Source organism: Melioribacteraceae bacterium 4301-Me, assembly GCA_041538185.1.
Classification (GTDB): Bacteria; Bacteroidota; Ignavibacteria; order Ignavibacteriales; family Melioribacteraceae; genus Pyranulibacter; species Pyranulibacter aquaticus.
Window position 1 is genome coordinate 294,486 of record JBGORM010000004.1, and the last position, 13,466, is coordinate 307,951.

General features: G+C 32.4%; 13 protein-coding genes. 8 read left to right on the plus strand and 5 right to left on the minus strand.

The genetic code is table 11. The annotated features are described in order from the left end of the window. The first annotated feature begins 17 nt into the window (after nt 1-17). The 8 genes from mutL (at nt 18) to ABRY23_09150 (ending at nt 9,164) form a co-directional block, all read left to right on the plus strand. Nucleotides 18-1,865: a DNA mismatch repair endonuclease MutL gene (mutL, locus tag ABRY23_09115; GenBank protein ID MFA3783207.1), complete on the plus strand. Its 1,848-nt coding sequence runs from the start codon at nt 18-20 to the stop codon at nt 1,863-1,865. Nucleotides 1,866-1,916: 51 nt separating this feature from the next. Next, a complete protein-coding gene (locus tag ABRY23_09120; protein MFA3783208.1) occupies nt 1,917-3,569 on the plus strand; it encodes a methylmalonyl-CoA mutase in 1,653 nt (550 codons plus the stop codon). After that, entirely contained in the window at nt 3,559-4,440 is an 882-nt protein-coding gene (locus ABRY23_09125; protein ID MFA3783209.1) for a decaprenyl-phosphate phosphoribosyltransferase, read from the plus strand. The genes ABRY23_09120 and ABRY23_09125 overlap by 11 nt, the downstream gene beginning before the upstream one ends. Further along, the gene (locus ABRY23_09130) at nt 4,441-5,667 is read left to right on the plus strand and encodes a hemolysin family protein (GenBank protein ID MFA3783210.1); all 1,227 of its coding nucleotides are present in this window, start codon (nt 4,441-4,443) and stop codon (nt 5,665-5,667) included. Between the two features lie 24 nt (nt 5,668-5,691). After that, nucleotides 5,692-6,093 carry a thiol-disulfide oxidoreductase DCC family protein gene (locus ABRY23_09135; protein MFA3783211.1) on the plus strand — a complete coding sequence of 134 codons (402 nt, stop codon included), beginning with the start codon at nt 5,692-5,694 and terminating at the stop codon, nt 6,091-6,093. A 132-nt stretch (nt 6,094-6,225) separates the two neighbouring features. Beyond that, nucleotides 6,226-7,374 (plus strand): tRNA guanosine(34) transglycosylase Tgt, encoded by a 1,149-nt coding sequence (tgt, locus tag ABRY23_09140; GenBank protein MFA3783212.1) that lies wholly within the window; start codon nt 6,226-6,228, stop codon nt 7,372-7,374. Then, on the plus strand, nt 7,375-7,701 hold the full coding sequence (yajC, locus tag ABRY23_09145) for a preprotein translocase subunit YajC (GenBank protein MFA3783213.1): 327 nt from the start codon (nt 7,375-7,377) through the stop codon (nt 7,699-7,701). Nucleotides 7,702-7,823: 122 nt separating this feature from the next. Then, a complete protein-coding gene (locus ABRY23_09150; protein ID MFA3783214.1) occupies nt 7,824-9,164 on the plus strand; it encodes a nodulation protein NfeD in 1,341 nt (446 codons plus the stop codon). Here ABRY23_09150 and ABRY23_09155 read toward each other — a convergent pair whose 3' ends face one another. The 5 genes from ABRY23_09155 to tatA form a co-directional block, all read right to left on the minus strand. After that, nucleotides 9,165-10,193 carry a DUF6263 family protein gene (locus tag ABRY23_09155; GenBank protein MFA3783215.1) on the minus strand — a complete coding sequence of 343 codons (1,029 nt, stop codon included), beginning with the start codon at nt 10,191-10,193 and terminating at the stop codon, nt 9,165-9,167. 109 nt (nt 10,194-10,302) lie between these two features. Further along, entirely contained in the window at nt 10,303-10,734 is a 432-nt protein-coding gene (ndk, locus tag ABRY23_09160) for a nucleoside-diphosphate kinase (protein MFA3783216.1), read from the minus strand. A 15-nt stretch (nt 10,735-10,749) separates the two neighbouring features. Then, nucleotides 10,750-11,706 (minus strand): succinate--CoA ligase subunit alpha, encoded by a 957-nt coding sequence (sucD, locus tag ABRY23_09165; GenBank protein MFA3783217.1) that lies wholly within the window; start codon nt 11,704-11,706, stop codon nt 10,750-10,752. A 92-nt stretch (nt 11,707-11,798) separates the two neighbouring features. Continuing rightward, nucleotides 11,799-13,232 carry an Asp-tRNA(Asn)/Glu-tRNA(Gln) amidotransferase subunit GatA gene (gene gatA, locus ABRY23_09170; protein ID MFA3783218.1) on the minus strand — a complete coding sequence of 478 codons (1,434 nt, stop codon included), beginning with the start codon at nt 13,230-13,232 and terminating at the stop codon, nt 11,799-11,801. A 39-nt stretch (nt 13,233-13,271) separates the two neighbouring features. Then, on the minus strand, nt 13,272-13,466 hold the full coding sequence (gene tatA / locus ABRY23_09175) for a twin-arginine translocase TatA/TatE family subunit (protein ID MFA3783219.1): 195 nt from the start codon (nt 13,464-13,466) through the stop codon (nt 13,272-13,274).

The following is a 13,466-nucleotide window of genomic DNA, read 5'->3' on the forward strand; positions in this document are numbered from 1 at the left end:
TAAAAGTCATTTAAAAAGTGCAAAAAATTAAAATATTACCAGAACACGTAGCAAATAAAATTGCAGCAGGCGAAGTTGTAAATCGTCCTGAATCTGTCGTTAAGGAATTATTAGAAAATTCAATTGATGCGAAAGCAAGTTCAATTGATGTATATATTAAAGGTGCCGGGAAAGTTTTAATTCAAGTTTCTGACGACGGAGAGGGGATGTCAGAAGAAGATGCTTTACTTTGCATACAAAGGCATGCAACAAGCAAAATATCTACAGCTGAAGATTTAACGTCAATTAAAACATTTGGATTTAGAGGCGAAGCACTAAGTGCTATAGCTTCAGTTAGCGTATTTGAATTAAAAACTGAAAGAAAAACAGATGAAATAGGCACTCTTATAAGGATAGATGAGTTCGGTAAAATTTTTTCTGAAAAAGGTTCATTCTCTAAAGGGACTACAGTTGCCGTTAAAAATCTTTTCTATAATACACCTGCAAGAAGAAATTTTTTGAAGAGTAATTCAACTGAGCTGAAACACATAATTGAAACTTTTAAACGAATTGCATTAAGTCATCCACATATTAGTTTTAAGCTTTATAACGATGATGAACTGTTGTTTGATTTTCCTGCTACAACTCTTGATGATAGAATGAAATCGGTCTTCGCTGAAAATATTTTAGACCTCGCCTTTGAAGTAAAAGAATTAACTGAATACATAAGTCTATTTGGCTACATTGGCAAGCCAACTTATTTACGCAAAAGCAGGGGAGAGCAGTATTTTTATTTAAATAATCGTTACGTGGTAAGCAAAGTAATTAATCATGCAGTATTTACATCCTTTGAAAATATAATGGAAAAAGGCGACTATCCGTTCTTTGTACTTTTTATGGAAATTGACCCTAAAAAAATTGATGTAAATGTACATCCATCTAAACTTGAGGTGAAATTTGAAGATGAAAAAGAAATTTATACTTTTGTTCAAGCCGTGGTTAAAAAGGGGATAGGCAGTTATGACCTTGTGCCTTCAATTAGCTTAGATGATGAAACTAAGAATTCTAACTCTGCACAATTGAGATTTATAGATTTTCGTAAAACAGAAAAATATGATTTGTCGGATAGACCTAATTTTAGCAAAGATAAAAATCATTCAGCTTTTTTTTCTGATGAAGATATCGATAGATTGTTCGGTAATTTAAATAACGAAATAAAGTATACTTTGCCAAACTCAAACGTACTTCACCCTTTTGATGAAAAAGAGCAGAAGGAAATTTACCATACAAGTAGCATAGAATCTCAGAAAGGCGTTGAATCTCCTTTTATTGTTTTATTGCATAATAAATATATCTTAACTCAAATAAAAAGTGGATTAATGATAATTGATGCACATGTTGCCCACGAAAGAATTCTTTATGAAAAGGCTTTGAAGTCATTTAATGCTAATCTTCCCTTTTCTCAACAATTATTATTTGCTCAAACTTTAAAAGCAGACCCTGCCGATATTGAACTGATTAAAGAATTAAATCCGTACTTAGTAAAATTAGGCTTTGAAATTAAAATATCTTCTAAAAACACTATTACAATTTTAGGCGTTCCTTCAGATGTTTTAGTTGGGACAGAAATTGAGACCCTTTTAGAGATTTTAAAAGAATATAGAAAAAATCAACAGGAGAAAAACTTAGAGATAACCGATAACATAGCAAAATCGTTCTCATGTAAGGCAGCTATTAAAGCTGGTCATAAGTTAAATGAAACTGAAATGAGAATATTGGTTGATCAGCTTTTTGCAACTTCAATGCCTTATGTTTGCCCTCACGGCAGACCAATTGTTGTCAAAATTCCAATAGAAGAATTCGATAAGCGATTTGGAAGGACTTAATAGATTTGATATTTTTATATAAACTAATGTTTATAAAAAAGGATTTTAACGATGTTTTCGGAAGATTATAAAAAGGCTAAAAAGCAATTTTTAGAAAAACTAAATGCTTCTGGTCAATTAGATATGAAGTTTACAACTGTATCTGGACAAGAAGTGAATCCAGTTTATTTACCGGATGATGTGCAAAATGATTATTTAAAAGAAATTGGATTTCCTGGTGAATATCCTTTTACACGAGGAATTCATGTAAATGGTTATCGTGGTAAGATATGGACAATGAGACAATTTGCTGGTTTTGGAACTCCTGAAGATACTAATAAAAGGTTTAAATATTTATTAAGCCATGGGCAAACTGGCTTATCAGTAGCGTTTGATTTACCTACATTAATGGGATGGGATTCTGATTCCGAACTTAGCCGCGGTGAAGTTGGCATATGCGGCGTTGCAGTTTCATCATTACAAGATATGGAAACTTTATTTGAAGGAATTCCATTAGATAAAGTATCTACTTCGATGACAATCAATTCACCTGCGGCAATGATATTTGCTTTTTACTTAGCTGTGGCTAAAAAACAAGGCGTAAGCTTCGATAAATTAAGAGGTACACTTCAGAATGATATCTTAAAAGAATATATAGCTCAGAAAGAATATATTTTTCCTCCCAAACCATCGATGAGAATCATTACAGACATGATAGAATTTTGTACTAATGAAGTTCCTCAGTGGAATCCTATATCTGTTAGCGGTTATCATATTCGAGAAGCTGGTTCTACTGCTGTACAAGAATTGGCTTACACTCTTGCTGACGGCTTTGCTTATATTGAAGCATGTCTTGAACGAGGTATGGATATCGATTCATTTGCACCTAGAATTTCTTTTTTCTTTAACTCTCATCTCGATTTTTTTGAAGAGATTGCAAAGTTTAGAGCGGCAAGAAGAATTTATGCAAAGCGAATGAAAGAAAAATATAAAGCAAAAAATCCTCGTTCATGGTGGCTAAGATTTCATACGCAAACTGCGGGATGTACTTTAACTGCTCAGCAACCTGAAAATAATATCATTAGAACAGCTTATCAGGCATTGGCAGCAGTTTTAGGCGGCACTCAATCATTGCACACTAACTCTATGGATGAAACATTAGCTTTACCAAGCGAGAAAGCAGTGAAGATTGCTCTTCGCACTCAACAAATATTGGCTTATGAAACCGGAGTTATTAATACAGTTGACCCATTAGGAGGCAGTTATTTTGTGGAATCATTAACTGATAAAATGGAAGCTGATGCAGAAAAAATTTTTGAAGAAATAGACTCATTAGGTGGCGTTATTGCAGCAATAGAGTCTGGTTATTTTCAAAAAGAAATTGCAGATTCAGCATACCGTTATCAAAAGGAATTAGAGAAAAAAGAAAAGATTGTGGTTGGTGTTAATGAATTTGTAGAAGAAAACGAAAAGATTGAAATACCTATTCTTACTATTTCACCAGAAGTTGAAAAAAAGCAGAGACAAAGATTAGCTGAACTTAGGAATTCGAGAAATCAAGAAGCTGTTAAAGAAAGTATGCTACAAATTAGTAAGGCAGCTGTTGATGGTAAAAATTTAATGCCTGTTCTTATTGAGGCTGCACAAAATTATGTAACTCTTGGTGAAATGGTTGATGTGTTAAAACAACATTTCGGAATTTACGAGGAATCTGTTGTTTTCTAATATAAAATTATATTTGTTTTTGTTAAGACCAATTGACTGGCTTAAAAATCTGTTTGTTTTTGTTCCTATAGTTTTTTCAAAGCATTTTTTAGTTGTAAACGAATTAATTATCACTTTTTTGGCTTTTGCTTGTTTTTCTTTAGCCTCAAGCATAGTTTATGTCATAAATGATATCGCTGACGTCGAAAATGATAGGTTGCATCCAATAAAGAAAAATAGACCTATTGCCAGCGGGAAAGTAAGTGTAAAATCTGCTTATAGTACTATAGTAATTCTCTCCTTATTGCTCTTATTTCTCTTTTTGTTGATGAATCCAAAATTTGTGGTTATTGTATTGGCTTATATATTGTTGAATATTTTTTATTCATTCTCTTGGAAAAGCAAAGTGATTATTGATTTATTTTCGATAGCTGCAGGTTTTATGTTAAGGGTAATTGGCGGTGCCGTGGCTATTTCTGTTTATATTTCAAGCTGGTTAATAATTACAACTCTTTTTTTATCCCTTTACTTAGCAGCAATGAAAAGAAGGGCCGAAATAATATCTAGCTCTAACGCTGTTGAACAAAGAGCTGTCTTAAAATTTTACTCTATTAATTTCATTGACCAATTGTCTGTAATTTCAGCAGCTGGTGTTGTTTTAAGCTATACACTTTATACAGTCTCTGAAAGAACAGTTAATTTTTTTAAGACAGAAAATTTAATCTATACAACTGTCTTTGTTCTTTATGGAATGTTTAGGTATATGTATTTAGTATTTCAAGTCGGGGAAGGTGAGAACGTTGCTAAAGTACTGCTTTCAGATAAGCCAATGTTAATTAATTTTATTCTTTATGTCATCTCAATTTTCATAATAATTTATTTTTTAAAATAAATGATATACGAACTACTAGGATTAATTGTTTTAATTTTGCTAAGCGGGTTTTTTTCTTCATCAGAGATGGCTTTTGTTTTATCAAATAAAATTAAGATAGAACTAAGAGCTAGAAAAAATAATATTGCTGCAAAGAATGCTTTACACTTTATTAATTATCCGCAAAGATTTTTTTCTACTATTTTAATTTCTAATAACGTTGTTAATATTGCTTTTGCTTCTTTGCTTACAGTCTTTATGCTAAAGCACTTTGCCGTAAACGATTTTGAAATATTGATTATTTCTACTTTGTTGATTTTAATCTTTGGTGAGCTTATACCCAAGTATTTATCAAGAGAGTTACCGGATAATGTTTTTTATGTTACTTCAATTCCCATTCGTATTTTATCGTTCTTATTATTTCCATTAGTTAAAATAACGACATCTATAACAGCACTTATAATGGGCTCAGAAAAAATGGACAAAAATGAAATTGTTCATTTGTTTGATAAGGATGATTTTCATGAGTTAATTGAAGAGAGTTCTATGATGGGACAAATAGAAGCAACAGATTCTGAAGTTATAAGTAAAATCATCGATATACGTGAACAACGAGTTTACGAGGCAATGACACCTCGTACAGAAATTGTTGGAGTGGAAATTGACAGTACCATAGATGAAGTGTTAAATAAATTTATAGAAACAAATTACACAAAATTACCAGTTTATAAGGAAAATCTAGATAATATAAAAGGATTAGTAGTTGCTTATGATATGTTTAAAGAACCAACAGACCTTAAATCAATAATAAGAGATGTAAAGTTTGTACCTGAATCTAAAAAAAGCCTTGAGATGCTGGATGAATTTATAAAAGAAGGTTTTTCTTTTGCAGTTGTAGTTGATGAATTTGGCGGCACAGCTGGAATTCTTACTATTGAAGATATTATCGAAGAATTATTTGGTGAAATTAGAGATGAATTTGACGCTGACGAACAACCAGTTAGAAAAATAAGTGATAATGTCTATATCTTAAGTGGAAAGGCTGAAATTGATTTTATAAATGAAGAGTATAAGCTTAATATTCCAGAGGGAGATTATGAGACTATCGCTGGATTTATAACTTACCATACCGGCAGAATCCCAACTAAGGGTGAATCAATTACAGTGGATAGATTTAATTTTCTTATTCTTAAATCAGACAAAACAAAAATTGAATTGATAAAAATGTCTATCATCCCTACACAATAGCAAAGATTGGGGGTGACTCTAAGATTGAATAAAAATTTTGTTATACTTTTTGATGGTCAATGCTGTTTATGTAATAATGCAATTAATTTCATCATTAGGCACGATAAGAAAAAATGTTTTCGGTATTCATTGCTTAACTCAGCTTTCTCAAAAGAAAAATTAAAAGGTAATATTGTTCAATCACCTAATGCTGATTCAATAGTGCTTATCGATAATGAACAACTTTACTTTAAGTCTCGAGCAATAATTAAAATATTTACTGAGTTGGAATTTCCTTTTAGCTTGGTGCGTCTTTTAAAAATCTTCCCGTCAAAACTTCTTGACTATTTCTATGATATGATTGCGAAAAACAGATATAAATGGTTTGGTAAAACAAATAAATGTTTGGTACCGCTGGCTCATATCAAAAGATTATTTTACGAGTAATTAGCTATTTCAGAAATTTCTTCAGGCTATGAAGTTTTTTAGAAAAAGTAAATAAAAAAGTAAAAACAGAATGTGGCAGTTCACTTTATTTTCGTGTATTTTTGGACGAATTTTTTATAGGATCAGTAATTATTGAGGTTTACAATTCAACATAAAGATAAGAATTCGAAGGCTAGGTGTGGCTTAATTGAAACTGAACATGGTGTTATTGAAACACCTATTTTTATGCCTGTAGGCACACAAGGAACTGTAAAAGCTGTAAGCCAGAGAATTTTAAAAAATGAAATTAAAGCTCAAATTATACTTGCAAATACCTATCATCTTTATTTACGACCTGGTATAGAGATATTGCAAAAAGCCGGTGGCTTACACAGCTTTATGAATTGGGATAAACCAATATTAACTGATAGCGGTGGTTATCAAATTTATAGTTTGACTGAATTAAGAAAGCTTAAAGAAGATGGTGTAGAGTTTCGTTCTCATCTTGATGGCTCTATTCATTTTTTTACGCCTAAAAAGGTGATAGATATTCAACGCTCTATTGGTTCTGATATTATGATGGCTTTAGATGAATGTACTCCTTATCCGTGTGATTATGACTACGCTCTCAATTCAAAAAATTTGACTACACGCTGGGCACTTCTAACTAAAGAAGCTTTCGAAAAAAGCCGTCCAATTTACCGACACAAGCAATTTTTATTTGGGATTGTGCAAGGAAGCGTGTACAAAGATTTACGTGAAGCTTCAGCAAAAGAAATTACAAATTTTGATTTTGATGGCTATGCTATTGGTGGTTTGGCTGTCGGAGAACCTGCTGAAACAATGTATGAGATTACAGACTTTACAACTGATTTTTTGCCATTAAACAAACCAAGATATTTAATGGGAGTTGGCAGACCAGAAAATATCTTAGAGTCCATAGAACGCGGAATAGATATGTTTGACTGCGTTATGCCTACTCGTAACGCACGTAATGCTTACTTGTTTACATCAGGTGGAATAGTTTCTATGAGAAATTCAATTTATAAAGATGATTTTACCCCATTGGACACAAACTGCGATTGTTATACATGCAGAAATTTTACAAAAGCTTATTTGCGCCATTTATTTAATGCAAAAGAAATATTAGCTTTAGAATTAGCTACTATTCATAATTTAACATTTTATTTAAACTTGGTAAAAGAAGCCCGCAAAAGAATACTTGATGATTCTTTTGTGGAATGGAAAAATAACTACGTAAATAAATTATCAATTAACGTTAACATAATGCAGGAGGAATAAGTGGAATATTTATTAGCCTTTGCTCCTCCACCAAATGGCGGAAGTGCAGGTGGTGGATTAATCAGTACATTAATAATGTTTGGGGCTATATTTGCAATCTTTTATTTTATGATAATAAGACCCCAACAAAAAAGAGCAAAAGAACGTGAAAAAATGATTGATGCCCTTGAAAAAGGGGATAAAGTAATAACCAGCAGCGGCATTCATGCTACAATTGCAGGCATCGACGAAAAAACTGTGCTGCTTGATGTTGGCAATAATATTAAAATGAAATTTGAAAAATCGGCAATTGCATCTGTTGTAAAAGCTAAAGAGGAATCTAAATAACGTTATTTAACTAATGTATTAATGTTAAATAAATTTGTTTTATATCGTTGATTTTTTTCTCGCAATTTTGTGCGACCTATGTCAGTTGATATGGCTTTTTTCAATTTGTTAGAAGATTAGCTGTGAACAAAATAGCAAAAGGAAAAATTCAGAATATTAAAAAGCTGTTTTTGCTTTATTTAATTTTAGCGGTAAGCTCTTATGCTCAACAGAATACTGTATACATTGCAGATATTACAGGTGATATTGATTTAAGCATGGCACCCTATGTTAGGAGGGTGATTAATGAAGCAGAAAAGAACAATGTCAAGGCTATAGTCTTTCGCATTAATACCTTTGGTGGGAGGGTAGATGCTGCAACTCAAATAAAGGATGCAATACTTAACAGCAAAATTAAAACGATAGCTTTAGTAGATAAAAGAGCAATATCAGCCGGTTCGTTGATTGCCTTATCGTGCCAAAAAATTGTAATGACACCAGGTTCATCAATTGGAGCGACTACCGTTGTAAACCAGAGTGGAGAAAAGCAATCTGAAAAATACCAGTCATACATGCGTTCTGAAATGCGGGCAACTGCTGAAAAAAATGGAAAAAGACCCGACGTTGCAGAAGGGATGGTCGACGAAAGAATTGTTATACCCGGATTAGTTGATAGTACAAAATTAATTACCTTAACTTATGATGAAGCAGTAAAATGGGGCATAGCTGATACGGTATTACCTTCACTTGAATCAGCCCTTTTAGCATTTGGATATGGAAATGATAAAGTCGTAAAAATTGATACAAATTGGGCAGAAGATTTAGTTCGCTTCCTGAATAATCCAATAATTTCATCAATCTTAATTATAATAGGCTTGTTGGGCTTGTTTACAGAAATTAAAACTCCTGGATGGGGGCTACCAGGTACCGTTAGCTTAATTGCCTTAGCTCTTTTCTTTGGTTCAGGTTATATCTTACAATTAGCTTCTTTAGGAGAAATTTTAATCTTTGTAATAGGTGTTATTCTTTTGCTGTTAGAAATTTTTGTTATACCTGGGTTTGGAATTGCAGGCATTTTAGGTATTGTTCTCATAATTGTTGGACTTTTCTTAGGATTAATACCAGACTTTAATTTAGCAGGTTCAACTTTTATCTCAAAAGCTGCTTTTCAACTTGCATTAACATTTGTAGCAACTGCTGCTGCAATTTTTGTTTTATCGAGATTTTTACCAAAATCAAATTTATGGAACAATCTAATATTAAAAACTAATATTGATGTAAAATCTGGTTATACTTCTGACATTAATCTAAAAGACCTTATTAACTTGGGAGGAATTGCGATAACTGATTTGAGACCTTCTGGCATAGCTGTCGTTAATGGTAAAAGACTTGATGTTGTCACCGAAGGGGATTATATAAAACGTAATACACCAATTATTGTTATTCAGGTAATTGGCTCTAAAATTATAGTAAGTAAAAAATAGTTATAAAAGCTTTATTACATTTTTAGTAGTAGAAATTTCAGAACGCTCTGTTTTCCTGTTCTTCTGTTGACTATCCTTTCCCTCCATTCTTACTTTAGTTTCCAATTTAGTTGAGGTAACAGAACTAAACAGCATACCTTTATCAATATCAAAAATGATAACACCGTCGCCATTAAATTTGGGCTCATCAAATTCATAATTAATTCCTTGCTCTGTCCCTTTTTTATTTCCGTAATTTGTAGTTGAAAGTGAGGCTGTAATTTTAGCTCCCACGCCGTTCGGTAATTTTACAAAGTCATCAAGTTTGAAGGTTACTTTGTTTAAAATAGTTAAACTTGCCATAGTGCTTCTGTATTTTTCTTCCCAAGTTGAATCTTTTGTGATTTTGTTTTCGGGCATTATTCTAAAGATTAATTGGCATAAGGGTGCTAAAGCTGAATACTTTATGTAATCAATTATTTTTTGACGATCTTCTTTGGTTATTTTCTCTGTCTGATTTTCCGCTGCAATAAACTTATCAACCATTTTGTCAATGTTATTTATTTCTTTGATTAATCCTTTTTTTGTAAGTACAAGTTCAAATGGTGTGTTTAATACTGTTTCATATTCGATAAATTTATTCCTGTCTCCGGGTGATATGGTGGAATCAGATGAAAAGTTTACCACTTGGTCGTTGTACTTGCTTACGATTTTTATTTTACTGATAGTTGTATTTAAGGAATAAGTACTATCAGGGTTTTTGCTCTTAACTATGAAATTGAAAGTATAATCTGCAGTTTGGAAATATCTGTTTTTTATTAAGGTATCTGTCTTTATTAACTCATCAGTAGAAATAGTAGAGGTGAGCTGATAGTTAAAATGACTGTTCGGGATAAATTTATAACCTAAATTAACAGTTTTGTTGTTATATATAACTGAAGAAAAAAGAGAATCATTTTCATTTAGTTTTACCTTGCCTTGATTTTCAGTTTTCTTATTGCAAGAAATTGAAGAAAAAACAATGATTAATGCTAATAATATTTTTTTCATTTTGTCACTATTGTTGTAATAAAATAAAAAGAAGTATAAACACAGTTTTGGGAATAATTTTTGGTGACATATAGATAATTTTTATGTGCTTTACACTTCCTTATTATAATTAAAATCCATTTATATCCAGCAGTTCTTTTCTTGAAAAGAAATGATTGATTTCTTTTTGAGCGTTTTCATCTGAATCAGAACCATGGATAATATTTTCTTGAATACTTGTAGCGTATAATTTTCTTATAGTGCCTTCTGCTGCTTTTGCAGGGTCAGTAGCACCAATTAATTTTCTAAATTCTTCAACAGCATTTTCTTTTTCAAGCACTATTGGAACACAAGGACCCGAAGTCATATATTTTATTAAGTCATTGAAAAATGGCTTATTTTTATGAATCTCGTAAAAACCCTTAGCAGAAGCTTCTGTTAGTTTAACCATTTTTAGACCTTTAATTTCAAATCCCGCTTCAGTTATTTTAAGGATAACTTCACCAATTAAATTTTTCCTTATGCAATCTGGCTTAAGAATGGCTAATGTTTTGTTGCTCAAATTTCCTCCTGCATTCTATTTATTTTTAGTGAACCTTTTAGTTTTTGTCTGCTTACTTTTTGTTTTTGCAGCCGGCTTTTTAGTTTTAGATTTAGAATTAATTTTATCAAGTGCTTTTTTCATTGTAATTCCAATTTCAGCAGGACTTTCGACCACGTATATGCCAGCTTTTTTCATTGCTTGCATTTTCTCTGCAGCAGTGCCTTTACCACCTGAAATTATTGCTCCAGCGTGTCCCATTCTTCTGCCTGGAGGTGCAGTTCTGCCAGCAATAAAACCAACTACTGGTTTTTTAACATTTTTTTTGATAAACATTGCAGCTTCTTCTTCGGTAGTGCCACCTATTTCTCCAATCATTACAATTCCTTCTGTCTCAGGATCATCATTAAATAATTTGATAATATCTACAAATCTTGAACCGATTACCGGGTCGCCTCCTATACCTACGCAAGTAGATTGACCAATATTTAAATCTGAAAGTTGTTTGACAGCCTCATAAGTTAAAGTACCACTTCTTGAAACTACGCCAACTTTCCCTTTTTTGTGTATAAAACCAGGCATTATACCAATCTTACCTTTACCAGGCGAGATTATACCAGGACAATTTGGGCCTATTAGTGTAATCCCTTTTTGCTTAATATTGTGATATACCTTAACCATATCTTTGGCTGGTATACCTTCAGTAATACAGACAATTAATTTAATTCCAGCATTTGCCGACTCTAAAATTGCATCTGCAGCGAATTGAGGGGGCACGAAAATAGCAGAAGCGTCAGCTTTAGTGGCTTTAACTGCTTCAAGAACAGTGTTAAAGACAGGCACACCTAAGAATTTTGTTCCACCTTTGCCTGGTGTTACACCAGCAACTACTTTAGTACCGTATTCAATCATTTGTTGAGTATGAAACGAACCTTCGCTTCCTGTTATCCCTTGAACTAATACGCGTGTTTTTTTGTCAAGTAAAATGCTCATTTTTATACCTGCATTTATTATGTGACAGTTATTATTTGAATTCAAAAATTAATAAAAATTGGTCTAATATCATTGAAATGGCTTGATAAAAATTATCTATTATTGAGTAATTTGTTTTGAATATATAAAGCAAGTTGTAATAATTTTTTTTCTTCGAATTGATTTGCTAACAGCTGCATTCCAATTGGAAGTCCTTTTTTATCTTTTCCAATAGGAATGTTCATGCCTGGTATGCCTGCGAGGTTGGCTGTTGTTGTATAAACATCGTTTAAATACATCTCTAACGGGTCATTGGTCTGTTCACCAATTTTAAAAGCAGTTGTTGGTGTAGTAGGAGTTATTAAAATATCGACAGATTTGAAAGCGTTGTCGAAATCATTTTTAAATAGTCGTCTTACCTTCTGTGCTTTTCCGTAGTATGCATCATAATAGCCTGCGGAAAGGACATAAGTACCGAGCATTATTCTATTTTTTACTTCATGGCCAAAGGCTTCTGACCTTGTATTAATATACATATCCGACAAATCGCCTTTTAACTGTGAACGGTAACCATATTTAACGCCGTCATAACGAGCAAGATTCGAAGATGCCTCTGCTGTAGTTAAAATGTAATATGTTGATATAGCATATTCAGTCATAGGCAGTGAAATTTCCGTAATTGTAAACCCATTTTGTCTTAGTTTCTCAGTTATACTTAGTACAGCTAATTTAATTTCCTCGTTTAATCCAGAGCCGAAATATTCTTTAGGAAGTCCAATTTTTAATTTTGGTGCGTTTTCGTAGTTATTAATTGTATATTTTTCTGGTATATTATTGTAGGAAGTTGAGTCTTTTTCATCGTAACCAGCAATAGTTTCTAATATTAAAGACAAATCTTCTACATTATTTGCTAATGGTCCAATAGTATCAAAAGAAGAAGCGTAAGCCGTTAGCCCATATCGGGATACAAGTCCATATGTAGGTTTTAGCCCATAAATACCACAAAAAGCAGCAGGCTGCCGTATTGAACCGCCAGTATCTGAACCAAGAGCGGCATCACATAAATTAGCTGCTACTGCAACTGCAGAGCCACCACTTGAACCTCCTGGTACTCGTTCATTATCGTGAGGGTTTCTTACGAATCCGAAAGCAGAATTTTCGTTGGAAGAACCCATTGCAAATTCATCGCAATTTGTTTTTCCAATTATTATTGCATCCTCATCAATAAGTTTTTGAATGACAGTCGCATTATAAATTGAAACAAAATTCTTTAATATATTGGAAGAGCAGGTGAGCGGTTTATCTTTGATGGCAATTACATCTTTTACTGCAATAACCATTCCTGCTAATTTGCCGCAAGTTCCGCTTTTAATTTTTTCTTCTATAGTATCAGCCTGGGTTAAGCAGTCATCGAAGACAAAATTATAAGCATTAAGATGTTTTTGCTGCTCAATTTTGTTCAGAAAATTAGTGATATTTTCTTTGAGGGAAAGAAGACCCGATTTAATTAAATGTATTTTTTCTGAATGATTTTTGTATTCAGGCAATTAACAACCTCTCTTGTATCAGCTGTAATAATGCAAAAATTATTTTTTATCAGTATTGCTTTCGGACTTCTCTGAAATTTTTATATCCTCTTCAACATCTTTCAATGCTTTCTTAAATTCTCTCATTCCTTTTCCGATACCTTGTGCAAGTTCAGGTATTTTCTTAGCTCCGAATAAAATAAGAATAGCTAATACTATAATTAATATTTCTCCAGCTCCTAAGTTACCAAACAT

Bases quoted from the DNA above. Each gene is read 5' to 3' on its own strand.
- ABRY23_09120 (MFA3783208.1), top strand. From the start codon at position 1,917: ATGTTTTCGGAAGATTATAAAAAGGCTAAAAAGCAATTTTTAGAAAAA.
- ABRY23_09130 (MFA3783210.1), top strand. From the start codon at position 4,441: ATGATATACGAACTACTAGGATTAATTGTTTTAATTTTGCTAAGCGGG.
- ABRY23_09155 (MFA3783215.1), bottom strand. From the start codon at position 10,193: ATGAAAAAAATATTATTAGCATTAATCATTGTTTTTTCTTCAATTTCT.
- sucD (MFA3783217.1), bottom strand. From the start codon at position 11,706: ATGAGCATTTTACTTGACAAAAAAACACGCGTATTAGTTCAAGGGATA.
- tatA (MFA3783219.1), bottom strand. From the start codon at position 13,466: ATGTTTGGTAACTTAGGAGCTGGAGAAATATTAATTATAGTATTAGCT.